This is a genomic window from Bacteroides sp. An51A (genome assembly GCF_002161565.1).
In the GTDB taxonomy this organism is placed as follows: domain Bacteria; phylum Bacteroidota; class Bacteroidia; order Bacteroidales; family Bacteroidaceae; genus Phocaeicola; species Phocaeicola intestinalis.
On sequence record NZ_NFIC01000006.1, the window covers coordinates 37,516 to 62,801 of the forward strand.

At 44.0% G+C, this 25,286-nt stretch carries 20 protein-coding genes and 1 tRNA gene; 8 read left to right on the forward strand and 13 right to left on the reverse strand.

Going from position 1 to position 25,286, the window contains the following annotated elements; translation table 11 throughout:
• Window positions 1-249: 249 nt before the first annotated feature.
• A complete protein-coding gene (locus tag B5G04_RS12330) occupies window positions 250-1,104 on the forward strand; it encodes a PD-(D/E)XK nuclease family transposase (protein WP_087397416.1) in 855 nt (284 codons plus the stop codon).
• 19 nt (window positions 1,105-1,123) lie between these two features.
• Window positions 1,124-2,104 (forward strand): PD-(D/E)XK nuclease family transposase, encoded by a 981-nt coding sequence (locus B5G04_RS12335; protein ID WP_087397739.1) that lies wholly within the window; start codon window positions 1,124-1,126, stop codon window positions 2,102-2,104.
• A gap of 247 nt (window positions 2,105-2,351) precedes the next feature.
• Here B5G04_RS12335 and clpB read toward each other — a convergent pair whose 3' ends face one another.
• Window positions 2,352-4,940: an ATP-dependent chaperone ClpB gene (clpB, locus tag B5G04_RS12340; protein WP_022038597.1), complete on the reverse strand. Its 2,589-nt coding sequence runs from the start codon at window positions 4,938-4,940 to the stop codon at window positions 2,352-2,354.
• 201 nt (window positions 4,941-5,141) lie between these two features.
• Here clpB and B5G04_RS12345 point away from each other — a divergent pair, with 201 nt between their 5' ends.
• Window positions 5,142-5,723, forward strand: a complete 582-nt coding sequence (locus B5G04_RS12345) for a DUF6621 family protein (protein WP_087397418.1) — start codon at window positions 5,142-5,144, stop codon at window positions 5,721-5,723.
• 12 nt (window positions 5,724-5,735) lie between these two features.
• A complete protein-coding gene (locus B5G04_RS12350) occupies window positions 5,736-6,665 on the forward strand; it encodes a LysR substrate-binding domain-containing protein (protein ID WP_087208955.1) in 930 nt (309 codons plus the stop codon).
• A gap of 89 nt (window positions 6,666-6,754) precedes the next feature.
• Here the strand turns inward: B5G04_RS12350 and B5G04_RS12355 are convergent, their stop codons facing one another.
• The gene (locus B5G04_RS12355; protein ID WP_022038600.1) at window positions 6,755-8,197 is read right to left on the reverse strand and encodes a carbon starvation protein A; all 1,443 of its coding nucleotides are present in this window, start codon (window positions 8,195-8,197) and stop codon (window positions 6,755-6,757) included.
• Between the two features lie 184 nt (window positions 8,198-8,381).
• Entirely contained in the window at window positions 8,382-9,458 is a 1,077-nt protein-coding gene (locus B5G04_RS12360) for a YeiH family protein (protein ID WP_087208956.1), read from the reverse strand.
• 473 nt (window positions 9,459-9,931) lie between these two features.
• Here B5G04_RS12360 and B5G04_RS12365 point away from each other — a divergent pair, with 473 nt between their 5' ends.
• Together B5G04_RS12365 and B5G04_RS12370 are read left to right on the forward strand one after the other, a co-directional pair.
• Window positions 9,932-11,602 (forward strand): M23 family metallopeptidase, encoded by a 1,671-nt coding sequence (locus B5G04_RS12365; RefSeq protein ID WP_087397421.1) that lies wholly within the window; start codon window positions 9,932-9,934, stop codon window positions 11,600-11,602.
• A gap of 144 nt (window positions 11,603-11,746) precedes the next feature.
• A complete protein-coding gene (locus B5G04_RS12370; RefSeq protein ID WP_013616918.1) occupies window positions 11,747-13,393 on the forward strand; it encodes a C69 family dipeptidase in 1,647 nt (548 codons plus the stop codon).
• 226 nt (window positions 13,394-13,619) lie between these two features.
• Here the strand turns inward: B5G04_RS12370 and B5G04_RS12375 are convergent, their stop codons facing one another.
• From B5G04_RS12375 to B5G04_RS12390, 5 genes are all read right to left on the reverse strand, one after another.
• Window positions 13,620-14,912, reverse strand: coding sequence for a hypothetical protein (locus B5G04_RS12375; RefSeq protein ID WP_087397423.1), 1,293 nt, complete (start codon window positions 14,910-14,912; stop codon window positions 13,620-13,622).
• A gap of 1 nt (window position 14,913) precedes the next feature.
• On the reverse strand, window positions 14,914-15,081 hold the full coding sequence (locus B5G04_RS19885) for a hypothetical protein (protein ID WP_158098060.1): 168 nt from the start codon (window positions 15,079-15,081) through the stop codon (window positions 14,914-14,916).
• Window positions 15,082-15,097: 16 nt separating this feature from the next.
• Complete coding sequence (locus B5G04_RS12380; protein WP_087397426.1) at window positions 15,098-16,153, reverse strand: hypothetical protein; 1,056 nt, start codon at window positions 16,151-16,153, stop codon at window positions 15,098-15,100.
• Between the two features lie 66 nt (window positions 16,154-16,219).
• Window positions 16,220-17,596 (reverse strand): hypothetical protein, encoded by a 1,377-nt coding sequence (locus tag B5G04_RS12385; protein WP_087208968.1) that lies wholly within the window; start codon window positions 17,594-17,596, stop codon window positions 16,220-16,222.
• A gap of 39 nt (window positions 17,597-17,635) precedes the next feature.
• Window positions 17,636-17,878 (reverse strand): DUF2158 domain-containing protein, encoded by a 243-nt coding sequence (locus B5G04_RS12390; protein WP_143269865.1) that lies wholly within the window; start codon window positions 17,876-17,878, stop codon window positions 17,636-17,638.
• A 578-nt stretch (window positions 17,879-18,456) separates the two neighbouring features.
• Between B5G04_RS12390 and B5G04_RS12395 the strand changes: the two genes are divergently transcribed.
• Window positions 18,457-19,083, forward strand: coding sequence for an HU family DNA-binding protein (locus tag B5G04_RS12395; protein WP_087397428.1), 627 nt, complete (start codon window positions 18,457-18,459; stop codon window positions 19,081-19,083).
• A gap of 171 nt (window positions 19,084-19,254) precedes the next feature.
• Here the strand turns inward: B5G04_RS12395 and pflA are convergent, their stop codons facing one another.
• Window positions 19,255-19,986: a pyruvate formate-lyase-activating protein gene (pflA, locus tag B5G04_RS12400; RefSeq protein WP_087397430.1), complete on the reverse strand. Its 732-nt coding sequence runs from the start codon at window positions 19,984-19,986 to the stop codon at window positions 19,255-19,257.
• 97 nt (window positions 19,987-20,083) lie between these two features.
• Window positions 20,084-22,306 carry a formate C-acetyltransferase gene (gene pflB, locus B5G04_RS12405; protein WP_022039928.1) on the reverse strand — a complete coding sequence of 741 codons (2,223 nt, stop codon included), beginning with the start codon at window positions 22,304-22,306 and terminating at the stop codon, window positions 20,084-20,086.
• A 527-nt stretch (window positions 22,307-22,833) separates the two neighbouring features.
• Between pflB and B5G04_RS12410 the strand changes: the two genes are divergently transcribed.
• Window positions 22,834-22,920: transfer RNA gene (locus B5G04_RS12410), tRNA-Ser, on the forward strand.
• Between the two features lie 323 nt (window positions 22,921-23,243).
• On the opposite strand, the gene B5G04_RS12415 is transcribed toward B5G04_RS12410, so the two are convergent.
• The 3 genes from B5G04_RS12415 to B5G04_RS12425 are packed head-to-tail and all read right to left on the reverse strand — an operon-like array spanning window position 23,244 to window position 25,145.
• Entirely contained in the window at window positions 23,244-23,834 is a 591-nt protein-coding gene (locus B5G04_RS12415; RefSeq protein ID WP_087397433.1) for a hypothetical protein, read from the reverse strand.
• Window positions 23,824-24,294 carry a sigma-70 family RNA polymerase sigma factor gene (locus B5G04_RS12420; RefSeq protein ID WP_087397437.1) on the reverse strand — a complete coding sequence of 157 codons (471 nt, stop codon included), beginning with the start codon at window positions 24,292-24,294 and terminating at the stop codon, window positions 23,824-23,826. The genes B5G04_RS12415 and B5G04_RS12420 overlap by 11 nt, the downstream gene beginning before the upstream one ends.
• Complete coding sequence (locus B5G04_RS12425) at window positions 24,291-25,145, reverse strand: alpha/beta hydrolase (RefSeq protein ID WP_087397440.1); 855 nt, start codon at window positions 25,143-25,145, stop codon at window positions 24,291-24,293. Before B5G04_RS12425 ends, B5G04_RS12420 begins: the two co-directional genes overlap by 4 nt.
• Window positions 25,146-25,286: the final 141 nt, after the last annotated feature.

Sequence of the window (25,286 nt, forward strand, 5' to 3'; positions counted from 1 at the left end):
AGTAGTGTAGATTTCAAAAGGCTTTTTATCCGTTACAAGAGTGAGAAATGGTACAAAACCAAAAGGATCGGTTCTGTAAAATGAAAGCTTTAAAAACTTCTCCACACTCAAATTTGTGAATCTCCCCAAGTATTCCTATCTTTGTAAACAGACAAGTCTGTGAGATTTGTAAATCTTATGTTTTTTAGTTCTTAAGCTGGAATCGAAGAAACGAGGGCTTGCCTGCATCTTTAACTAAAAATTGTCCTTATGCAAAAGAATTCTTATATACGGTTTGATTGGGCCATCAAAAGGCTGTTGAGAGACAAGGCTAATTTCAGCGTGCTGGAAGGATTGCTGACTGTGCTTTTGTGTGAAGAAATTCGTATAGAAGAGATTATAAAAGATGAGAAAGCCTATTGCGTATGGGACGATGCTCAAACAGACCGGATAGATATTAAAGCCAAAGACAAGAAAGGGGATGATATTGTGATTCGCATTCAGAACATGCGTAAGCTTTATTATCTGGAACGCATACGGTTTGGTACACCTGCTTTTGCGGAGCATATTTATCAAGAGGTAAATAAAGTGTATTTAGTCAGTATCCTTTATTTCGATTTGGGAAAGGGTAATGATTATCTGTATCACGGGCAGAACCGTTTTATCGGCGTACATACGAATGATGAACTGCTAATTACAGCAAAAGAGGAAGGTGCTATAATCCAGAAGCTTCCCCAAGAGGTTTTCCCTGAATATTACCTGATACGGGTGAACGAGTTTAACCAAGTGGCAAAAACGCCTTTGGAAGAGTGGGTGAAATATCTTAAAACAGGTATTATTGATCCGGATACAACAGCGCCCGGCTTACCTGAAGCGCGGGAAAAGCTTCGTTATTATGATATGTCGCCAGAAGAACGGCATGAATATGACGAACATGTCAATGCCATCATGATTCAAAATGACGTGCTGAATACAGCAAAATTGGAAGGTCATGCAGAAGGACGTGCAGAAGGACGTGCAGAAGGTAAATTAGAAGATGCCAGAAACCTGAAACAACTGGGAGTGTCGATTGATATTATAGCCCAAGCTACCGGACTTAGCCGGGAAGAAATTGGTAAGCTGTAAGCATATGGAACTGAAATATATGCCGCATTTCGTAAACCCGTTTACGGATATCGGCTTCAAGATCATCTTCGGGCAACCTGCCAGCAAGGAACTGCTCATTACCTTGCTGAACGAGCTGCTTGCGGGGGAGCATCACATTGAAGACCTGACGTTCATCGACAAGGAAGACAATTCGGACAACGTAAACGACAGGGGGATTATCTTCGACCTGTATTGCCTGACTTCGGGCGGGGAATACATCATCGTGGAGATGCAGAACCGGTGGCACAGTAATTTTCTGGACCGTACGCTGTACTATGTATGCCGTGCCATCAGCCGGTTGATAGAACGTCCCATAACGGATGAAGTGGAATTGCCGGCTGGCAGGAATGACAACGTAACAGACACGGTGAATGAGGCACCGCCCCGCTACGGTGACCGCTACAAACTCTCAACCGTGTACGGAATATTCCTGATGAACTTCAAGGAAGGGAAGTTAGAGCCGAAATTCCGTACGGACACGGTGGTGGCAGACCGTGAGAGCGGACGGACGGTGAACCCGCATTTCCGGCAGATATACTTGCAGTTCCCTTACTTTACCAAACAACTGGAGGAATGCGAGACATTGTATGACAAACTAATCTATGCACTGAAGAATATGAACGAATGGAACAGAATGCCGGATGCGCTGAAAGAACAGGTGTTCAAGCATCTGGAACGGCTGGCTGCCGTAGCGAACCTGTCGGAAGCGAACCGTGTGGCTTATGATAAGGCAGTAGACCGTTTCTACGTGAGCCGTATTTACGAGGAGGACATGCAGGACAGGGTGGAGAACGCGATGCGGGAAGGAAGAGAAAAAGGAATGCAGGAAGGAAGAGAAGAAGGCATAAAAGAAGGTATAAAAGAAGGCATAAAAGAAGGTAAATTGGAAACGGCGAAAAAAATGAAAAGTTTAGGCGTATCTACAGACATCATAGTGGAAGCTACCGGACTTAGCCTGGAAGAAATAGCAGAGCTTTAAAAAGACATTTCCCTAAATTTCGGGAGCATCTCAAAAACTATCTTCTATGTATGAGGCACAATTAGCTCACTCCAATTGTAAAAAAATAAATGTTCGCATTTTCTTAATTTGCTTGAAAAGACAAACCCACCGTCAAGTTCGAAATAGAAAGAGGCCGTCTCTTGGTGGTGAGACAGCCTCTTTTGCTTTATTGAAAATGGTAATCCTGTTTTTACCAACCTTGTGGATAAAGCATTATTGATATTTTTCAGTTGCGGAACTTCAGACCGTCGGCATTGCGTTCTACCACAATCGGTTTCGTGCGGTCGACTTCCTGAGCCAGCAGTTTCTTCGACAAATCATTGAGCAGGTAACGCTGGATGGCACGCTTGACCGGACGTGCACCGAATTCGGGGTCGAATCCTGCCGTAGCAAGGAACTCGACGGCTTCGTCGGTCATCTGCAGCGTTACGCCATTGTCGGCAAGCATCTTCTGTATGCCGTTGATTTGCAGGCGTACAATCTGCTTGATTTGGTCTTTATCCAACGGCTGGAACATGATGATTTCATCGATACGGTTCAAGAACTCCGGACGGATGGTCTTTTTCAGCATCTCCATCACTTCTTTCTTGGTGTCTTCTACAATCTGGTCATGGTTCTGGTCGTTAATCTTCTCAAACTGACTTTGTATGTATGAGCTTCCCAAGTTGGAGGTCATGATGATGATGGTGTTCTTGAAGTTCACCGTACGTCCCTTATTGTCCGTCAGACGTCCGTCGTCCAATACCTGAAGCAGGATATTGAAGACATCAGGGTGCGCTTTCTCGATTTCATCGAACAGTACGACCGAGTAAGGTTTCCGGCGCACGGCTTCGGTCAGCTGACCGCCCTCGTCATAACCTACGTATCCCGGAGGCGCACCAATCAGACGCGAGACGGTATGTTTCTCCTGATACTCACTCATGTCAATACGGGTCATCAGCGATTCGTCATCGAACAGGTATTCTGCCAGTGCCTTTGCCAGTTCGGTCTTACCTACACCGGTGGTGCCAAGGAAGATGAACGAGCCGATGGGGCGTTTCGGGTCTTGCAGTCCTGCACGGCTCCGGCGCACGGCGTCTGCTACGGCTTCGATGGCTTCGTCTTGTCCGATAACACGTTTGTGCAGTTCGTCTTCCAGATGGAGCAGTTTGTCGCGTTCGCTTTGCAGCATCTTGCTTACCGGTATTCCCGTCCAGCGCGATACTACATCGGCTATATCCTCGGCAGTTACCTCTTCCTTAATCATGGCGTTGTCGCCCTGCTTTTTCTTCAGGTCTTCCTGGATGCTCTTGATTTCGTTTTCCAATGCCTGTAGTTTTCCGTATCGGATTTCTGCTACTTTTCCGTAGTCGCCTTCACGTTCGGCACGGTCGGCTTCGAACTTCAATTGCTCGATTTCCTTCTTGTTCTGCTGTATCTTGTTCACCAGTTCCTTCTCGCTCTGCCATTTAGCTTTGTATGAAGTGTCTTGTTCCTTGAGTTCGGCTATTTCCTTGTTCAGTTGGGCAAGTTTGGCTTCATCCTTTTCCCGCTTGATGGCTTCGCGCTCGATTTCCAGTTGTTTCAACCGGCGTTCGATTTCGTCCAGCTCTTCGGGAAGCGAATCACGCTCCATACGGAGTTTTGCGGCTGCCTCGTCCATCAGGTCGATAGCCTTATCGGGCAAGAAACGGTCGGTGATGTAACGGTTGCTCAGTTCTACGGCGGCAATGATGGCTTCGTCTTTGATACGCACTTGGTGGTGGTTCTCGTAACGCTCCTTCAAGCCACGCAGGATAGAGATAGAGCTTGCCGTGTCGGGTTCGTCCACCATGACGGTCTGGAACCTACGCTCCAAGGCTTTATCCTTTTCGAAATACTTCTGGTATTCGTCAAGGGTAGTGGCACCGATGCTCCGCAGTTCGCCACGTGCCAATGCCGGTTTCAGGATATTGGCTGCATCCATGGCACCTTCACCTTTTCCTGCACCTACCAGTGTGTGGATTTCATCGATGAACAGGATGATGTTTCCCTCTGATTTCTTCACCTCGTTGATAACCGATTTCAGCCGCTCTTCGAATTCGCCTTTGTATTTGGCACCGGCAATCAGCGCACCCATATCCAGTGAGTAGAGCTGTTTGTTCTTCAGGTTTTCGGGCACGTCACCACGCAGGATACGTTGGGCAAGCCCTTCTACAATAGCGGTCTTACCGGTACCCGGCTCACCAATCAGAATCGGGTTGTTCTTCGTACGCCGGCTTAATATCTGAAGCACACGGCGGATTTCCTCGTCACGTCCGATTACGGGGTCGAGTTTTCCGGTACGGGCTGCCTCAATCAGGTTGATGGCATACTTGTTCAGTGACTGGTAGGTATCTTCGCTCGATTGCGAAGTTACTTTCTGTCCTTGCCGCAGTTCGCTGATGGCTGCACGCAGTTCCTTGTCGGTCAGTCCGGCATCCTTCAGCATGGTGGAAACGGTGCTCTTCACATTCAGCAGGGCGAGCAGCAGCGCTTCCAGTGATACATACTCGTCACCTAATCCTTTCGAGTATTCGATGGCTTTCTGCAATACCTCGTTTGCATCACGGCTCAGGTAGGGTTCGCCTCCCGATACCTTCGGCAGAGAAGCAATCTGCCTGTCGAGTACCGTTTCGATTTGTTGGCCGTTGATGCCCAGTTTCTGGAAAATGAAGTTTGTCACATTTTCTCCTACTTTCAGCACCCCTGCCATCAAATGTTCTGGCTCGATGGCTTGCTGTCCGCGGCTTTGTACCAGATTGACCGCTTCTTGCACAGCTTCTTGCGATTTGATTGTAAAGTTGTTAAAGTTCATATTGTATTCTCCTTTTTGTTTCTTAGTAAATGAATTACGATTACTATTCATCAAATTCTTTGCCAAACGGCAAGAAGAGTGTATATATGTCTATATGTCAGATGTTTACCTTGGATTTCTGCAATATTGTCCGTTCTTTGTACAAATTGTCAGTAAAGTTTTCGTATCTTTACTCCCAAAACCGTTAGATAGTTTGGATATATGGAAAAGAAGATACCTTTCGACCCGGTGGTGATGCTGATTGATGCGTCTTATCTTGACCGTGTGGGAAATGATTTGAAAGCGCATTTTGCCCCGATGTTGAAGCGTGAGTTGCCAAAAGCTGATTTGGCTGTACTGTTGGAATGTCTTGCCTTAGATGCTGGTGTATCCTTAGGTGAAACGAAAGTGCAGGTAATCTTTGTTTATGATGCTGAGGGGAAGCGCTTCTCGTTTTGTGCTCCTGCTGATTTGGAAAAAGAAATTCATTCGATGGCATTTAAGAGTCAGTTGGGAGAATTCTCGCTTTATGCTTTCCAGCCGTCTGGATTGGCTACGCGTGAAGATTTGTTTGCCGAGTCGTTCCAGTTGATGGCCGAGTCGAAAGATGTGCGGCATATCATTGCCGTTCCGGATGAAGACGGATATGGTAGCCGTCTGAGCGACTATATAAATAAGGTGGAAAAGAAAGATCCGGTTACGGTGTTCGGCATGAATCCACCTGTTTATTCGGGAAACTTTACATTCGAAATGTTGGGATTTGCCATACTTCAGGCATTGGGCATCCGTGCCGATGAATTATGATGGGAAGAAGGTATGTCTGATTTTCGTTTGAAAGTTTTTTATGCGGTGGCCAAGAACCTGAGTTTTACCAAGGCATCGCAGGAACTGTTTGTCAGCCAGCCTGCCATAACCAAGCATATTCACGAATTGGAGAGTCTTTATCAGGTGCGCTTGTTCAACCGGTTGGGCAACAAGATCTCCCTTACCGAGGCAGGGCGTGTGCTGTTGGAGTATAGTGAACGGATTCTTGCTGAATACCGCAGGTTGGATTATAGCATGCATTTGTTGCATAACGAGTATAGCGGACAGTTGCGTTTGGGAGCCAGCACCACCATTGCCCAATATGTTCTTCCGCCTATTCTTGCCGAATATACTCGTCAATATCCGAAAATCAAGCTGACATTGATTGAAACCAATTCGCGTAATGTAGAGCAGGCATTGCAAGAACATAGCATTGATTTGGGAATGGTAGAAGGGGTGTTTCGTCTGCCTAATTTGCGTTATGAAGCTTTTTTGTGTGATGAATTGGTCCCGGTTTCGTCTATTCAGGAAGGAGGAGAGCCGGAAGAGGAAATTTCGTTTGAAGAATTCAGGCAGATTCCTTTGATTCTCCGTGAGCGTGGTTCGGGCACGCTGGATGCCATCGAAGCCGTCTTGGCAGAAAAGGGAGTGAAACTTTCTTCGCTCAATGTACGGATGCACTTGGGAAGTACCGAAGGCATCAAGTCTTTCTTGAAGCACAGTCCTTGTCTGGGCATTGTTTCAATATTTGCTATTCGCCGGGAATTGGAAGAGAATGTGTTTCGAATTACCGACATTGCAGGCTTGCATTTCCAGCGTCAGTTCTGTTTCGTGTCTCAGCAAGGGCAGGAAGATGGAACGGCACTTAATTTCATTCATTTTGTTTTCCGTTATTTGCAGGAACACCGGATTCCCGGACGCATAAAAGGCGGAACAAAATGACTTTGCCTTTCTTTGAAAGATATACAGAAGTACCCTGAAGGTCCAATTATAGGTTTGCTAAAGTCTTCAGTGTACTTCTGTGGCAATGATTAGTTGTGCATGGACTTGCCTGCTGATGTTTTCCATATAGCAAAGAGCAATCCCGATATGATGAAAGCGGCTATAGCCGAGATGTAGCCTACGATAGTTGGCAAGCCGAAACTATCCTTGGAAATGAGCAGGAACGAAAGGCAGACCGCCGTCATGAACATGGCAGGAAGAAGCGTAATCCAATAATTTTTCTTCTTCCGTACCAAGTAAACGGTTATTGTCCAAAGCGTGAATACCGCTAATGTTTGGTTAGCCCATCCGAAATAATTCCATATCACGTTGAATCCGTCTGCATCGGCAATGTTATACCATAATAGCGCTAAGGTGACTCCGAATACGGGGATGCAAATGTAGATGCGTTTGCGTATGGAGTGTTGTTCCAAGTGCAGGAATTCGGCAATGATAAGCCGGGCACTGCGCAGGGCTGTGTCGCCGCTGGTGATAGGGGCGGCTACTACTCCCAATATTGCCAGGGCGCCGCCGAATACTCCCAGCCATCCTTGAGATACGGTGGTAACGACTTCGGGCGCTTGCAGGGTAGCCGGCACGCCTAACTCTCCGGCAGCACCTCCATAAAAGAAGTACATCGATACGGTGGCCCATATCAGAGCAACTACTCCTTCGGTTATCATGGCTCCATAGAACAAGGGGCGTCCTTGGCGTTCACTCTTGATGCACCGTGCCATAAGCGGGCTTTGGGTGGCATGGAAACCGCTGATGGCTCCGCAGGCAATAGTGATGAACAGGCAGGGGAATATGGTTCCTGAAGCCGGATTCATGTTCGTAAGCCCATCGGTCAGTTCGGGTAGGGAAGGCCATTTGATAAAGAGCACGCCCATTAAGGCGATTGCCATAAACAGCATGGCTATGGCAAAAATCGGATAGATGCGTCCGATAATCTTATCGATGGGCAGCATGGTGGCAAGGAAGTAATAAGCGAAAATGATGAGGCACCAGATGTACACCCACGTTAGCGAGTCGCTGCAAAGTTTTCCTAAAATGATAGCAGGGCTATAAACGAATACGGCACCTACCATTAATAAGAGGAATACGGAGAAAACCAGCATTACTTTCTTGGTGCGGTCGCCCAGATAAGCGCCTACCAGTTCGGGCAATCCGGCTCCGCCATGGCGCATGGAGAGCATGCCGCTTAAATAATCGTGCACGGCTCCGGCAAAGATGCAGCCTAATACAATCCACAGGTAAGCGGAAGGACCGAACTTGGCTCCCATGATGGCACCGAAGATAGGGCCTGTTCCAGCAATGTTCAGGAATTGAATCATAAAAATCTTCCATCCGGGAAGTACCACGTAATCGACCCCGTCCGCCATGCTGACCGCAGGGGTAGGGCGGTCATCGGGAGCAAATATACGCTCTACGATACGCCCATAAATGAGATAGCCCGCTACGAGGGCTATCAGGCTCAATACAAATGTTATCATAGTTTTTCAGTAATTAAATTGTTTCATATTGTAACAAATCGCTGCAAAACTACGAATAATTCTTTAAATATGATTTGTTCTGCTATTGAAAAAACGAAGAAACGCAGATTTGCATGGATTCTTTTTATTATTTATCCATGTAAATCTGCGCTAATCTGTGTTTAAATCGTTTCTTTGTGAGACATCACATCAACGCCGGAACCAGCCATTTCGTGAGCAGGTATCCGCCTCCCACCAGCCATACATATAATAATCCGGCAAGAAGGAACGGTTTGGCGCCCGCTTGCTTGAACTTCTCGATGCTGGTATCTGTGCCCAGTGCCGTCATCGCCATGGTCAGCATAAAGGTATCGATGTATTCGATGGCGCCGTTCAGCGGGATTTCCTTTACACTCTCTACACCTAATATATATTGTAGGAAAGAGTTGAGGCAGATGATGCCGATAAATCCGAAGGCAAACCAGGGGATGGTGATTTTGCTTTTACCCGAGGTGCTTCCGGTTTCAGCCGACTTGCGTTTGGCAAGTGCGAAACTCATGATAACCAATACCGGGGCAAGCATCATGACGCGAATCATCTTGGTGATGGTGGCTGTACCGGCTATGCCCAAGGCATCGGTCGGGTCCATGGCATTGCCGGCTCCGGCTACGTGTGCCACTTCGTGAAGTGTGCTTCCGGTATAGATAGCCGTACCGATGTTCCCTAATGCGTCCAATAGTCCGGCGCGGTACATAATCGGGTATAAGAACATGGAAATGGTACCGAAGATAACGACCGTAGATACTGCAATGGCGGTTTTATGCCCTTCACATTTCACCACCGGTTCGGCTCCCAGTACTGCTGCCGCACCGCAAATGGCACTTCCCGTAGCGGTCATGAGCGAAGTGTCCTTGTCCATTTTCAAGGCACGTCCCAGCCATACACCCAGTCCGATGGTGCCAGCCACGATGAGGGTATCAATGAGGATGGCGGGAAGCCCTACCGCTACTACTTGTGTAAGGGTCAGACGAAAACCGTAAAGCACGATGCCGGCACGCAGGATTTGCTTGGTGCAGAACTTGATGCCCGGTACCCATGTCTCTGGCAACCGGTTCCGTAAGCTGTTGGCATACAGCATGCCTAATATGATACCGACGATAAGCGGGCTGAATGAGAGATTTCTGACAAATGGGATTTCTGAGATGTAGAATGCTGCAAATGAGAAGAGGGCAATGAGCAGGATTCCGTGTAGAGTGTTTCCTCTGTTTCCTTTTTCGAACATATCGCAATAATGTTTTAAAGTGGTTATACTTTTTCTAATGCACCGCAAAGGTAAGACATTATTGTCGACAGACCTATTGAAAAATATTTATCTGCTATAACTTGTAGTAATAACGAGAAAAATGTTCGCTTGTTTGTTACAAGTAGAAGAAAGAGATTCTCTACTTGTAACATTCATGCGTTAAAGTCATCATCACAGATATCATCATCCGCTCAGAAGGGGGAGCAATCATAACTGTTTCCCTTCCTATTCTGTTTGCTATAATTATATGTAATCCTATTGAAAACAAGTAAAAATGTAAAGAGAATCTTGGTATTAGGAAAGGTCACAAGTTTCCTTTTCGGAATCATCCGAAAGTTCACAAATATAAGAAAAAAATGAATAGATGACAAATTTCATGTGGCGTTTTTACAGGGAAATTGTATATTTGTTCCCGATTTTAGATAATGAATAAAAATAGCAGATAGATTCAGATGAGAAAACATCTATTATTGACATTATTGATACTGGCTTGGGGGGCGATGTTGTCCTTGCAAGGACAGAACAGGATGCAGCCGGACTTCCGTTCGCCTTTCGACTTTCCGCTTTTATTGAGCGCGAACTTTGGTGAATTGCGTCCCAATCATTTCCATAACGGTTTGGACATCAAGACCGGAGGCGTGACAGGAAAACCTATTTACAGTGTAGCGGAAGGCTATGTGTCGCGCGTCATGGTGCTGCATGGCGGATATGGGCAAGCTTTGTTCGTGACCCATCCCAACGGATTCACTTCGGTATACGGACACGTGGTTTCGTTCGCTCCGAAAATTCAGGAATATGTCCGTAAGTATCAGTACGAACATGAGACGTTTGTATGCGACATCCGCATCGAGCCGGATGTGCTTCCCATAGAAAAGGGAGAAATGATTGCGTTGAGCGGAAACGAAGGCTCATCGGCAGGGCCGCACCTGCACCTGGAGTTGCGCCGGAACGATAACGGGGATTATGTCGACCCCATGCCTTACTTCCGGAAATACCTGAAGGATGACCGTCCGCCCGTGGCAAGCCTGATAGGGCTTTATCCCGTAAAGGGCAGGGGAGTGGTAGACGGAAGTTCCCGGCGCAAGCTGGTAGGGGCTGGAAACCTGAAGCAACGCTTTACGGCATGGGGAGAAATCTATACGGGCATTGCCGCTAAGGATTACATGAGCGGGACTTCCAATTTCTATGGCGTGCATTCGGTGACGCTTTATGTCGATTCGGTACAGGTTTTCCGGAGCGTTACCGATGAAGTTTCGGCAAATGAGAACCGGATGATAAACAGCTTTATCGATTATGGAGAGTACGCGAAAACCCGCCGGCTCGTCATGCGTTCGTATAAGGCTCCCGGCAATAGCTTGCGTTTATTGGAGACGGATGACGCAAGGGGCATCGTGACGATAGACGAGGAGCGCGATTATCATTTCCGGTATGTGCTGGAGGATAATTTCGGGAACAAGCGTTCTTATCGTTTCACCGTGTCCGGAAAGCGGCAGGACATCCCTGCTTACGAGCCTCAAACCAAGTGGATATTGCACTGGAACCAGACCAATGTCGTACAGGAACCGGGCATGAACCTGATTGTTCCGAAAGCCATGGTGTATGAAGATACCGAACTGGATACCCGTGTGGTGAGTGATAGTGGGAATATCTCGTTCGACTATGTACTTGATGCGGGACCTGCACCTTTGCATGGCTTTTGTCCGTTGGAAATAGGCGTGCGCCGTTTGCCCGTAGCAGATACCACGAAATATTACATCGAGCAACGGGTGGGCAAGTGGAAAGCATCGGTGGGAGGAACATACGCCAACGGTTGGATAAAGGCAACCGTCCGTACGCTCGGTACATTTTCGGTACAGATAGATACGGTCGCTCCACGCATTACTCCCTTGGGAAGAGGCACTTGGCGTACGAACCGCAACATACGTTTCCGGGTGAGCGATGCGCAGACTGGGATTGCTTCGTATAAGGTTTATGTCGACGGAGAGTTTGTATTGTTCGGGCTGAAGAAAGGCATCTTGGTCATTCAAGACCCTGAGCGGATAAAGAAAGGCGTGGCTCATCGGCTGGAAGTCATCGTGAAAGACGGATGCGGGAACGAGGCACGAGAGGAATATGAATTCTGAATATAGGTGCGCGAGTCGATGCATATACGTCCGTCGGCTGATGCATATAGGTGCATCGGGCGATGCATTTAAATCCGCGTCAATCTGCGGGTATCTGCGTTTCAGAACAATTATAAATTATCAAAATAAAAAACACGAATAACAATGAGAAAAAAACTTGGATGGATTGCCATGCTATTGGCAATGTGTGTGATGAACGGTTGGGCTTGTACCAACCTGATTGTCGGAAAGAAAGCCTCTGCCGACGGGTCTGTAATCGTTTCCTACTCGGCGGATTCGTACGGCATGTTCGGATTCTTGTGCCATTATCCGGCGATGACGCACGAATCGGGAGCCATGCGCCCTATCTACGAATGGGATACCGGCAAGTACCTGGGGCAGATAAAGGAGGCGAAGCAGACCTATAATGTCATCGGAAATATGAACGAATTTCAGGTGACGATAGGGGAGACCACCTTTGGCGGACGTCCCGAACTGGTGGATACTACCGGAATCATGGACTATGGAAGCTTGATTTATGTGGCGCTCCAGCGTTCTCGCACGGCAAAGGAAGCCATTAAGGTGATGACCGATCTGGTTAAGGAATACGGATATTATAGCAGCGGAGAATCGTTTTCTATCGCCGACCCGAATGAGGTATGGATTATGGAAATGATAGGCAAAGGACCGGGCGTGAAAGGTGCCGTATGGGTAGCGGTACGCGTTCCCGATGATTGCATCGCGGCACATGCCAACCAAAGCCGCATCCATAAGTTCGACCTGAACGACAAGGACAATTGTCTGTATTCGCCCGATGTGATTTCCTTCGCCCGTGAAAAAGGTTATTTCAATGGGATGAACAAGGATTTCAGCTTTGCCGATGCCTATTGTCCGCTGGATTTCAGTGGCTTGCGTGCGTGCGAAGCCCGCGTGTGGAGTTTCTATAATATGTTCAGCAAGACCACCGGCGATGCATATCTTCCTTACATCCAAGGCAAAAGCAAGGAGCCGATGCCGCTTTACGTGAAGCCCGACCGCAAGGTGTCGGTGCGCGACATCCAGCAGGCGATGCGCGACCATTACGAAGGGACTCCCCTCGATATTACGAACGATATGGGTGCCGGAGCCTTTCAGATGCCTTACCGCTTGTCTCCGTTGACATTTAAGGTAGACGGGCAGGAATATTTCAACGAGCGTCCCATCTCGACCCAGCAAAGTGCCTTTACGTTTGTTTCCCAGATGCGTTCCACGATGCCCGATGCTATTGGCGGTGTTCTGTGGTTCGGCTTGGACGATGCCAACATGACGGTTTTCACTCCGGTGTATTGCAATACCGATAAGGTGCCGGCTTCGTATGCCGAAGGAGAAGGCGATTGTGTCACGTTCTCATGGAACTCGGCGTTTTGGATTTACAATTGGGTGGCAGATATGATTCGTCCGCGTTATAGCTTGATGGTAGAGGATATGCGTACCGTTCAGAATGCATTGGAAGATATGTATGCCGATGCGCAATCTGGAATCGAAAGCACCGCGATGAAACTTTATGCCGAGAATCCGCAGAAGGCGAAAGAGTTCCTCACCAATTACACAGGCATGAGTGCCCAGGCGGCGGTAGATGCATGGAAGAAGTTGGGCGAGTTCCTCATTGTGCGCTATAACGACGGGGTAGTGAAACGGGTAAAGAATGGCAAGCTGGTACGTCCCGAAACGGGCAATACGGCTCCGCTTGACCGTCCCGGATATCCGCAAGAATTCCTGAACGAACTGGTGAAGTCTACCGGCGAGCGCTATAAGATGATTGACCTGAAGTAGGCCTTTATACAAATATTAAGTCCGCCTCAAGATAAAAGTAACTTTATTTTGAGGCGGATTCCTTTTTGTAAATGGGCTAGTTAGATTGATATTATGCCTGCCGATTCCCATTGGATGCCGCATGAACAACCCTAACGTATCTCTTATGGGTTGGCCGAAGAAAACGCCTTTCAGTTTGTCTTCATTTTTATTGACATATCCCAATGTTTTCATGGCTTCTTACCCACTAAAACATTATTCCGCAATGAAAACGAACAATCGCTTCTGATTCTTTTATCTGAAAATCAGTAATCGTATGAGAATGTGGATTGTACTTTACCAAGCATTCCACTTGCCTTAGTCCATACCAATAATCGAACCAATAATGGCTGATGTAGGCTTTATCATCATCCAAGAAGACTACGGGAGACATGCTTTCCGACCAATTTGCCTTTGCCTCAGATTTAAAGTGATTTAGCTCATTATAGTTCGCTTCAAACAGTTGTGTCAGATGGTCTATGTCCTCAATCTGATTAATGAAGACCCGATATTTATACAAACCATGCCACCACATCCCTATCTTATGCTTGGTTTGCTTCAACAGATAAGCTTGCCAAATGGCTTCTTCGGTAAAAGGTAATGTAATGTGTTTGAAAGGACTTTCAAACTCTGGGAGAGGTTTTGCTTCCGGATATTTTTTATCCCTATTATACCACATGGCAAAATCTACATCGCATGGCTTTTCTACAGATTTAAGCCGGGCGTAAAGCCGCAAATGCTGTCCGATATCCCTAAAATAAGGAGAGTCGGGCTGAGGATTGTAATTATCCAATACATACATTTCATCCAAATTCAAGTCGGGCAATTCTGTCAGCAAGGCATTCAGATTGGTGGAACCTTTCAAAGAGATTTTCGAAAGCGAACCGCAAAATCTGTTGCATATGTCTATCAAGCAAGGATTGTGTTTCCCCAATCCTTTATACTTGGCAAAGTTGTCATTGTTGTCATCTTTAGCAGAACGGTCTGGCTTTTCTTCTTTTGCTCTTTTGAAAAACTTGGCAAACATATTCCAAAAAGATTTCATTCTTTTGAGTGTTGGCATGATTTGCCTATTCTTTTTCTTTTCAGCCTTTATAAACTTCAAAAGGGAAGGGCAAGCGGTCTTTACATAATGTTCATTCAATTTCCAGCTGGCTACAAGTATGGGCAGTTTGGCGGAGGACAAATCGATATAGGTTTCTTCTGCCACATAATTTGTGCTTATAGGCAACCAATATTCAGAATATACTGGATTACCTGCATTCCAAACTTTCACGTCATGCTTATATTCTTGATATTGCTGTAATAGCTTAGTATAAGGAATCAAGCTTTTAGAAAAACTCGGAAAGCAATAATCCTTGCCTCTTTTAGCATGGACGACCAAAAGGGAATAACTTGAATCATGTAAGCGCAGCCAAACTTCCTGATGTTCATTCAAGAACTTGACGCAATCTGACGCTTGTTGAATCCTTGAGTCTAATGTTTCTTTGTCTATCTCCATTTTATTTCCTTTTCTTCCGCTTGGTACGGGAACTTTGAGGGTAAGCCCTGTCCTTTTTCAAACGGATTTTCCATTGTTCATTATCAGCCTTTTCCGTAGCTATCACACTCTCCGCATTCGCTTTTGTCTCTATGATAAAGCGTTGCTGTTCCTTTAATGTCTTGACCATACTTGTAGCGTTTTATTTACATGTCATATAACTTTTCTAAATCACTAATAATCTCATCATTTAGTATCGGCTTGAACAATTTGTCAAACATGCTTTGGTTTCCTTTTAGACCTTTGGATTGTTCCGGTTCTGGCAATAGAGCATGTTTTCTCAATAACAGTTGTACCAAAGGAAATGTCCATTCTATCCGTGGATTCAGTTCCATAACTCCCCAATCTAATTCATCTTGATGTTCCAAAACGAATGATGCTTGAAGAGGTAAATACGAATACAATTTATAAATGTTGTTCGTATAATATTCCAATTTTTTCTCTACAGTTTCATCCGTAATATAATCTTTATCCGTTTCCGCCCGATTCTTATTATTTAATTGCTGAATGTGGCGAAGGGTTTGCTCTATATTGTCTATTCCTTGCCAAGCGATGTAGCCACAATTGTTTAATAGGGGATGTAAAGTGATAGAATCATTCATTTCAACAAAATCATCTATATCCCATTTACTCCAATCAATATAAGGATTCTTTATGATTCCGTTTTTATGCAAATGTTCAAATGAATCAGCATTAGGGTTTAAGTTTAAAGATGTCATAAAATATCCTATACCTTCTTCTGTCTTATATTTATTTGTTGTGCAATTTCTTCCAAAATCATTATGGATATTACAACAAGGCGGTGATAAGAAATATTCATGATTGTCACAATGAAAATGAATACCTTTTCGAATATATACGGAAAAATTTGTTATAAAATATCTGTTGTATTTCCCAACCGCACAATTTTCGTATTTCAAAATTTGTTCATCATTCAAGTCATAATATTGGCGTATCAGATTCCGCATCAATTGCTTCCCAAACTTTTCTTCCATTACATATTTCCGTAGTAAAATCAAAGCTAATCCATTTTGTTCTATTTGATTGGCATTTTTCATGTCTTGCAATTCATTTATCTTAACTTGAAAGTTGTTTAGTGCTTTCATGTTTTCAGCCAAATCAAATAGGTCGTTCACTTGTGTGTTCAGATAGCAATTAAGTATTTTGCTGATTGCTAAACTATGTTCTTTGTTTATTGACATATAACATAGATTTATTGAATTTTCTATAAATATTTCATTGTAAAACAGATTTCAGCATGATCAATTTTAATTATAGATTTCATTATATACATTCACTTCAGTTCCATTATTTCTTATTCTTTCAGTTCTTATATTAATTGTAGTTGTTGACTTATTTCCACGTGTATCTAAAAAATCAATTTGTATATAATTATCACCAGTATTCAATTTATGAAAATGGTGTCTGAATCTTATAATATAATGTTTTGTATAATTATATATAGTATTGCCTTGCTCCCTTATTTCTACGTTCATATCATTTATCTTTTTCTTTTTACCTTTAATAACTATTGCAGATAAATCAAAAGACGAATCTAATTTTAATATAAAAGGAACAGAATAACCATCGTAATCATTTCCATCAAAATTTCCATATTTCAATGACAAAATATCTGTTTGTATATCATAGTTATAATCAAAGTCGACATAGTAATTATAAAATTTTTCAATATTATATCCATATTCTCTATGTTTCTTAGCTTCAAAAATAGATGAATAGTTAAACTTAGATGAAATATATGGAGGTACATCGTCAATAATTACACCACCTACAAGAATACTTTTTGAACTCCAATCTTTATTTATTCCACACAGAAATAAATAAAGATAATTTCCATGCGTTTTTATAGGTGACAAGTGTAAATCTTTTGTACCTCTTACATAAGAAGATTGTCCTTGCGTAAATCCATTGACTATTTCGGTCTTAATAAAGTCATCTAAAGTTTTCTGATTTTTTACACCAACTAAATAAAAATAATCTGCGTTCATATTTGTTTTTATATTCACAGACTGCGCTGGTAATTGTTTATAAATCGGAATTTTTTTATTATTCTTATAAGCTATTGTATTATTAGTCAACAAGTAAAATAAATACCTTGCCATAGTTTCTATGGTTGTACTATCTGCTTTTAGATTGTAATTTACCAAAAATTTTTTTACGTCGTAAATTTTATCTTTATATGTACTTTTTTGCACCCCAGCATAATGAGTATTTTTCATATAAGCGTAAATGCTATCTGAAATAACTGGAGGAATTTTTTTGTAAAATATTGCTGTGTCACATAATATAATACTGTCATTTTTTATCATGTAGTGTATAGGAAACGAATCTTTATTTGCTATTTCGTATGCTATTTCATAAGCCTTTTTGCTTAACATCTTTATGGTCGCTTTTTTAAAACTATAAGAACTATCATCTTCAGCGAAAAACTGAGTTTTATATAATTCAAAATTGCCATATTTTATAATATATGTTAGTTGGGTAGAATCTTTTCCTTTAAAGCAGAATGTGAAATTCTGTTTTGAAAAAGCTATATTATCAAGATGTATTGGAACACGTTTTGAACAAGACGGGCATATAATAAATAACGCTATTATAAAAAATGGAAATTTCCGCTTCATCATACACATAATTATAGGCAGATACAAATATTTAGTCACTAATCACCAACAAGAAGAGTAGCAATCATCATCAATGTTATAAGGTTTTATCTTTCCCACATTAACAAATTCAACTTCATCAACATGAAATGTTCTTTGCTTCTTTTCTCCATTCATGTCCCATTCACAAACAATATAATCCGAAAGTTCTTCGTCAATAGGATTTTTTCTAACCGAAATTATTCGCATATTCTGACCATTCGATTTTAGTTTCACAATATTGCCGACTTCATAATTATGGCTCATAATTGAATCCTCCGTTACCTTCCAGCCCCTCGAAGATTTAAAAGTTAACAAAAAGAAGCGTGGAACTGCGTGCTACTTCCACGTTCTTGAAGGTCCTAGGAAAACCCAACACACAATGGTAAATAGACAGCAGACCCACGCTATGCAGCGTGGGAACCGCCAACGTCCATCCTTGTGTGTTTTGAAAATTTCCTAGGTTTTCAAGAACAAGAATGAAGCATGACGCTTCTCACATAATATTTTTCCCACAAAATAGTGAGCCGCAGACGCTTCTGACTGCTCACTGCCACAAAAGTAAGCAATACTTACGAATAAATCAAACGAATATTCTTTTTTATTTGAAAAATCAAGAATTTATATCCGAATCTTTTTCAAATAAATCCCCCAAACACTTGACTTCTCTTCTGGGCTATATTATCTTTGCAGATAGCTCCCTTTTACGGTTTTGATATCAAGAACGTACGGTTTCCAATTGGAGAACGTATGGTTTCCAATTGAAGAACGTACGGTTTCGATATGGAAACCGTAAAAAGGAGACAACTGAAAACCGATTATTAACCTTTTAAAAACACATTGCCATGAGTGCCCTTTATGATTTCTTGCCTGTGCCGCCAAAAGGAAACAATGAAAGCGGATCGCACCTTTATCCTAAACTGCGTCCTTACAAGACTGTTTCTTTTGATGAACTTACAGAAAAGATTGCCTCCCATTCCGGATTGACCAAAGGAAATATCCTTGCCGTGATGGAAGAAATAGAAAACTGGACCAAGCAGCTCCTTTCGGAGGGGTACCGCGTGCAGATAGGGAACATCGGCACGGTTTCTGCCTCGCTCAAGGCAGATGCGGAAGTGTACGATAAAGGGGATATACACGCCCAATCCATCCGTTTTGATAAGGTGAAGGTGACCGTATCGAAACAGTTCTCGAAGCAATGCGACGGAAAGGTACTGCGTGCCCCTTCGGGGAAGAAATTCCGGCAAAGTTCGTACACGTATACGGAGGAAGAGCGGCTCGCCTTGCTTCAATCGTATCTGGAGAGCCACGACTATATCACCCGTGCGGAATATGGCGCTTTGACGGGGCTGCTGAAATACAAAGCTTGGCAGGACTTGGACAAATGGGTGAAAGCGCACCTTATCGACATCAAGGGGCGTGCTCCTCACCGGGTGTATGTGAAGCGTAAGGGACAGGATGACGGGCTTTAATTTTTCAATATAGCAAGACGCGGTTTCTAGTTATATCATGCGCGGTACAAGTTCGTGTATTTTCTTACCATAGAGGACACTGAGCACTCGAAGGAAAAATTTAAAAGACTCTGTGTGTTGTGTCCTCTGTGGTAAAACAGTTACTTTACACCGGGCTACATAGAGCTCCATTCAATTGACATAGACTTTAATAAAGTATGTTTCGAACAGCATCTGGGCTTCCTCCAGTTCTTCGGGTGTATTTTGAGGAACTTTTTTTAATTGGTAATCCAGACCCATTGCTTCGTACTTATGAACGCCTAGTGTGTGGTAAGGCAGGATTTCTACTCGTTCTATCATCCGGTAAGGATGGAAATGGGCTCCTAAAGCCTTGATGTCTTCACGAAATGAACTGTAGCCTGGAACTAGCACGTAACGCAACCAGAAGGGCTTTTCGTTAGCTTCCAGCCAGGCAGCCGTTTCCAGCGTTTGGGCATTGCTATGACCGGTCAGCCGGCGATGGCGTATATCATTAAATTCCTTTACATCGAGCAGTACCAGGTCGGTCAGTGTCAGCAGTTCCTTCACATCTTCGTTCCAGATGCTTCCATTTGTGTCCAGACAGATATGAATGCCCTCTTTCTTCAGCATCCGGAACAGAGGTATCAAGTCTTTTGCCTGGATCGTAGGTTCTCCTCCGCTGAAGGTGATGCCGCCTTTCTTGCCGAAAAAAGGTTTTTGATTTGTTGCCATCCGCAAAATGTCTTGGGGATCCGTGGCCTTGCTTTCACCTTGCGGATTGATGGTGTCGGGATTGGCACAATACAAGCACCGGAAGTTGCACCCTTGCAAAAAGACTACCAGACGGATGCCAGGTCCGTCGTAAGTGCCCAACGATTCGTATGAATGTACTTTTATTGCCATTATTATTTTTTACTTTGGACACGGAGACGCACTGGTGTTGAGCTTCTTTGTGGATGATCAGGTCACCTTGTGTCCCGTGTCCAATTGTTAAACTATTTTACATCCGTTCGTGGAAACTGCGTGAGATAACCTCCAACTGGTGCTCGCGGCTTAGCTTGATGAAGTTGACCGCATAGCCCGATACGCGGATGGTGAGTTGCGGGTATTTTTCAGGATGCTCCATCGCGTCTTCCAGCATTTCACGATTCAGCACATTCACGTTCAGGTGGTGTGCCCCTTTTACGAAATATCCGTCCATTAATGTCACCAGGTTTTCAATGCGACTTTCGCGGTCTACACCCAGTGATTTCGGAACGATGGAAAACGTGTTGCTGATACCATCCTGTGAGTCGCGGTAACGTAATTTTGCCACCGAGCTGAGTGATGCTACGGCTCCGTTCTTGTCACGCCCGTGCATCGGGTTCGCTCCAGGGGCGAATGCTACTCCTTTGGCACGTCCGTCAGGGGTGGCGCCCGTTTTCTTGCCGTACATCACATTTGAGGTGATGGTCAGGATGGAGAGTGTCGGCTTGGCGTGTTTGTAGACGGGCAACTTTTTCAGTTCTTCGTCGAAGTAATAAATCAAGTCTACCGCCAAATGGTCCACGCGGTCATCATCGTTCCCGAAGCAGGGGAACTCGCCTTCGATGTCGAAACCTTCGGTCAGTCCGATATCGTTACGGCGTGCTTTTACCTTGGCATATTTGATAGCAGAAAGCGAGTCTACTGCGATTGACATACCGGCCACTCCGTATGCCAGGTTAATTTCCGGGTCGGTGTCAACGAAGGCCATCTGCGCTTTCTCGTAATAATATTTGTCGTGCATGTAATGGATGATGTTCATCGCGTCGTTGTATACGCGTGCCATCTCTTTCAGTACTTTCTTGTAGTTGGCAAGCACTTCCTCGAAATTCAGCTCATCGTTACTTAATACCGGAATATCTTTCACCATCACTGTGCCCGTATTTTCGCAACGTCCGCCGTTGATGGCAAGCAAGAGTGCCTTGGCCAGGTTGCAGCGTGCACCGAAGAATTGGATATGACGGCCGATGTCTTGATACGACACGCAGCAGGCAATACCGTAATCGTCCGAACCGCGCACCTCGCGCATCAGGTCGTCGTTTTCGTACTGGATGGAAGATGTATCGATGGATACTTGTGCGCAGAAATCCTTGAAGCCTTCGGGTAGCTGCGGGCTCCAGAGCACGGTCAGGTTCGGTTCGGGCGAAGGCCCTAGGTTGTACAGTGTCTGTAAGAAGCGGAAGGAGGTCTTTGTCACTTTCACCCGTCCGTCATTGAAGCGTCCGCCGATGGACTCGGTTACCCATGTGGGGTCGCCTGCGAAAATATCAGTGTACGCCTGCATACGTAAGTGGCGCACCATACGGAGTTTGATGACAAACTGGTCAATCAGTTCCTGTGCGTGTGCTTCATCCAATGTTCCGTGAGCAAGGTCATACTCGATGTAGATGTCGAGAAATGATGACACGTTGCCTAGCGACATTGCTGCTCCGTCTTGCTCTTTCACGGCAGCCAGGTAGGCCATATATACCCATTGTACCGCTTCCTGTGCCGTTTCGGCCGGACGGCTCAGATCGAGTCCGTATTGTTCTCCCAGTATCTTTATTTCTTTCAAAGCCTTGATTTGCTCCATCACTTCCTCACGCAAGCGGATGCGCTCATCAGTCATCGGGCTGGTCAGGTGACGCAGGTCGTCCTGCTTCGCTTCTATCAGTCGGTCCAGTCCGTACAAAGCAAGGCGGCGGTAGTCACCAATGATTCGTCCGCGTGCGTAGTTGTCGGGAAGTCCGGTGAGGAATCCCAGCGAGCGGAATGATCGGATTTCTTCAGTATAAGCATCGAATACACCATCGTTGTGCGTCTTGCGGTAATGCGTGAATATATCCTTTACCTTCGGGTCTACTTCTGTTCCGTTTTCGCGGCAAGCTTTCTCTACGACCTTGATGCCTCCGAAGGGCTTGATGGCACGGCGCAGCACCTCGTCGGTCTGCAGACCGACGATTACTTCATTGTTTTTATCAATGTATCCTGGAGCAAACGACGTGATAGTAGAGACGGTAGACGGATCGAGCGAGCGCACGCCGTTGTTGGCACGTTCTTCGGCAAGCGCTTCCAGGCATTTATTCCATACGGCTTTGGTACGTTCGGTGGGACCGGTCAGGAAAGATGCGTTGCCCACATAAGGAGTAATGTTAGTCTTTACGAAATCGGTGACGTCGACGTGATGATTCCAACGTCCCGGTTTGAAATTCATTGTCATAAGGCAAGAAATAATTAAAATGTGATATACTTGTTTTTCCTAAAAACGGATGCAAAGGTACGGAAAATCCCGATACGGCGCAATACCTGAAAATGGGGATAAGCACATGGAGGGTTGCAGTCCTTTCATTTACACACAGATGACCCGCTATCTTTCTCATCACACAAACGGAAATGCCTCAAAAACTCACCCCAAATCATCGCACGATAAGTTCGAAACAGTTTCATAATTCTCTTCCTAATTTATCAGGAAGAAAGATTTGGGGATATTTGATGCCTAATCCCGACAGGTCTATTGATGATACATTGCAATATGAACGTTAATTGATTTTGGGGGAAGCAGCAGTTTTCTCTTTATTTTTGTATCATTGATTGATCTTTCTATCTTGATTCTGTCTTTTTCTTACCGAGAGGACTATGCGAAAAGTGCAAAAAAAGTGCGTGAAAAGTTTGCACAAGTCAAAAACTCCATCTATCTTTGCACCGCATTTGAGAGAAAATGTGTTTTCAAAAATGACACAAACAAACGGAAGTTTGGGTGAGTGGCTGAAACCAGCAGTTTGCTAAACTGCCGTACGGGTTACCGTACCGGGGGTTCGAATCCCCCAGCTTCCGCTGTAACTACTGGACAGAAATGGACAGTGATAGGATAGGGATCTGCAAATTATTGATTTGTAGGTCTTTTTTTTATGGTCAGAAGTCCTATAGGAAAATGACACTTAGGGACCTTTAATAGTTGACAAAACAACATGGGGTATCTGACAACTAATGCCATATGCAACATATAGGTTCAACAAAATAATAGCGACTGAAACTATTAGGTTCATAGTGACAGTCGCTATTGTTGTATATAAAGGTTTAAAACTTGTAGTTTATCGAATGCTTACAGTAAATGAGAATGTATCTGTCTTTTTATGTGTTTGTCCCAAAGACAATACCTATTCTAATAGCTGTTCCCTATGACTTTCAATGTACCTCATAAAGTCGTAGAACTTGTGATTGCGTTTTCTTATGATACGCGGTCGGAACACAAACCAGTTTAGAGCAATCCATAGCAACAGAACAGAATAAGCAATTATCCCCCAATAAAACGAATGGAAAAATGTATATTCATATCCATAGAGTGCAAAACCAATTGACAAAAAGAAAAAATATAAGTTCAAGATGAGATGCTGCTGTCTGTACTCTCGCTTTTTTATTCTTAAAAGATTATCTATATAGTCAATATTGGTACTATCAATTTTCAGTCCATAATAAAGCCGAAGGAGTCTGCCGTAGGATAAAGCCGGCAGCATAAAGCCTATGGACAACAAAGTAATGCCCACTTTGGTGACCGTCAGCAAGGGTGGCCAACATATCCAGATAACCGCTCCAAAGACAATGGCTAATATCATAAGCGTAATGACGGCATAAGCCTCTCCGATTCTGCGTAATCTGAAACATTTTATCTTTTTGCGTATGGCAGACAAATCTGCAACAGGTGCCTGCTGTCCTTTCCATAAGGATTTTATATCTATATCATTCATCATTATTACGTATTTTTTTTGCTAATGTGGATTTTATCCGGTGTATCTTTACACGTATATTTGCTTCCGACAGGCCTGTGATTTGAGCTATTTCAGCTTGCTTCAACTCTTCGAGATAAAGTGAAATAATCAAGCGGTCCATTTCCGGAAGCTCTGCTATGGCTTCATACAGAATTTTCACCTGTAATGAATTATCGCTCGGCTCTTTAGCAAACAGGTTCAATGGGACTTCTGCTTGAGAAATACTATTCTGACGCTCTCTTTGGCGCAAACAAATGTTTGTGGCAATACGAAAAATCCACGTTCCTACGGATGATTCACCTTTGAAAGTGGGAAGATATTGCCACACACGGACAAAGACATCTTGTGCCAAGTCTTGCGCCAAAGAATAATCATTGAAATAGCCCATACATAATCGGAAGACCTTATCCCAATAGACCTTATATAAATACTCGAAACTCACGGTCTGTCATTTAAAAAGTCCATAATCTGTTGTATATACCATTCCCAGTCATCAAACATAATGAAATGCAATCCTTTATTCGCGTATTCCAACCGGATGTTCGGCAGATTGCCAAACTGTTGCTCAATCATAGGGGCTATTTTCTTAAAAGGATACTCCAACAAAACTAATGTTGAAACGGAAATGCTTGGTATAATGGGTCTTAAATCTATGTTGGAATACTCATAATACATATGGGCGTAAGTCGTTCTGTCAGATGATAAGCTCCATTTGACGAGATTGTCATACCGAAGCGAATCACTCGTAAGCGATGTTGCGCTGATATAGGCTTGCCTGTAAAATTGCTCTTCATCTATCTTGCGCATTTGAGATTCAAACTCGCTAAACTCTTCGGGAGCAATCTTTTTACTCTGAAAATCGGGATTATAAAGAGCCGCCAAACAAGGAAGTGCATCTACAATGACAATGCCTTTGACTAAATTTGGCTGGCTTGATGCTATATAAAGAGCCAAGCCACCACCCATACTATGACCTATGAGTATAGGATTTTTTATATTTTCTTTTTGAATGAACCCAATAATCTGTTTTGCCCAACTATCAAAGGACGGATTCTTTTCGGGAGGAATACCTGCAAATCCAGGCATCGTTAGAATGTAACAACTGTAATTGTTTTGTAAGCTATCAACCGTCTGTTCCCATACTTCACCAGAACACGCAAAGCCAGGAATCAGAATAATAGCTTGTTTCCCATTACCTACACGTTGCACGGAAAATGATTGAGCAAAGCCCGTATCTATGATTCCCAATAACACGACACACAGCAGCCCGATTTTACAAATTAAATTCTTCATGATTTTATTCTTTTTCCATTTAGATACGAAACCATGTGGAATGTTACAAAAATCAAGTGTTTTTTCGCTCGGTGTTTTTCCTGAATAATACAAAAACACCCGACTTTACATTCTTGGGTGTAAAATCGGGTGTTTGTTTTG

Coding starts and splice junctions, on each gene's coding strand:
- B5G04_RS12330 (WP_087397416.1), top strand. CDS start 250: ATGCAAAAGAATTCTTATATACGGTTTGATTGGGCCATCAAAAGGCTG.
- B5G04_RS12335 (WP_087397739.1), top strand. CDS start 1,124: ATGCCGCATTTCGTAAACCCGTTTACGGATATCGGCTTCAAGATCATC.
- clpB (WP_022038597.1), bottom strand. CDS start 4,940: ATGAACTTTAACAACTTTACAATCAAATCGCAAGAAGCTGTGCAAGAA.
- B5G04_RS12345 (WP_087397418.1), top strand. CDS start 5,142: ATGGAAAAGAAGATACCTTTCGACCCGGTGGTGATGCTGATTGATGCG.
- B5G04_RS12350 (WP_087208955.1), top strand. CDS start 5,736: ATGTCTGATTTTCGTTTGAAAGTTTTTTATGCGGTGGCCAAGAACCTG.
- B5G04_RS12355 (WP_022038600.1), bottom strand. CDS start 8,197: ATGATAACATTTGTATTGAGCCTGATAGCCCTCGTAGCGGGCTATCTC.
- B5G04_RS12360 (WP_087208956.1), bottom strand. CDS start 9,458: ATGTTCGAAAAAGGAAACAGAGGAAACACTCTACACGGAATCCTGCTC.
- B5G04_RS12365 (WP_087397421.1), top strand. CDS start 9,932: ATGAGAAAACATCTATTATTGACATTATTGATACTGGCTTGGGGGGCG.
- B5G04_RS12370 (WP_013616918.1), top strand. CDS start 11,747: ATGAGAAAAAAACTTGGATGGATTGCCATGCTATTGGCAATGTGTGTG.
- B5G04_RS12375 (WP_087397423.1), bottom strand. CDS start 14,912: ATGGAGATAGACAAAGAAACATTAGACTCAAGGATTCAACAAGCGTCA.
- B5G04_RS19885 (WP_158098060.1), bottom strand. CDS start 15,081: ATGGTCAAGACATTAAAGGAACAGCAACGCTTTATCATAGAGACAAAA.
- B5G04_RS12380 (WP_087397426.1), bottom strand. CDS start 16,153: ATGTCAATAAACAAAGAACATAGTTTAGCAATCAGCAAAATACTTAAT.
- B5G04_RS12385 (WP_087208968.1), bottom strand. CDS start 17,596: ATGATGAAGCGGAAATTTCCATTTTTTATAATAGCGTTATTTATTATA.
- B5G04_RS12390 (WP_143269865.1), bottom strand. CDS start 17,878: ATGAGCCATAATTATGAAGTCGGCAATATTGTGAAACTAAAATCGAAT.
- B5G04_RS12395 (WP_087397428.1), top strand. CDS start 18,457: ATGAGTGCCCTTTATGATTTCTTGCCTGTGCCGCCAAAAGGAAACAAT.
- pflA (WP_087397430.1), bottom strand. CDS start 19,986: ATGGCAATAAAAGTACATTCATACGAATCGTTGGGCACTTACGACGGA.
- pflB (WP_022039928.1), bottom strand. CDS start 22,306: ATGACAATGAATTTCAAACCGGGACGTTGGAATCATCACGTCGACGTC.
- B5G04_RS12415 (WP_087397433.1), bottom strand. CDS start 23,834: ATGATGAATGATATAGATATAAAATCCTTATGGAAAGGACAGCAGGCA.
- B5G04_RS12425 (WP_087397440.1), bottom strand. CDS start 25,145: ATGAAGAATTTAATTTGTAAAATCGGGCTGCTGTGTGTCGTGTTATTG.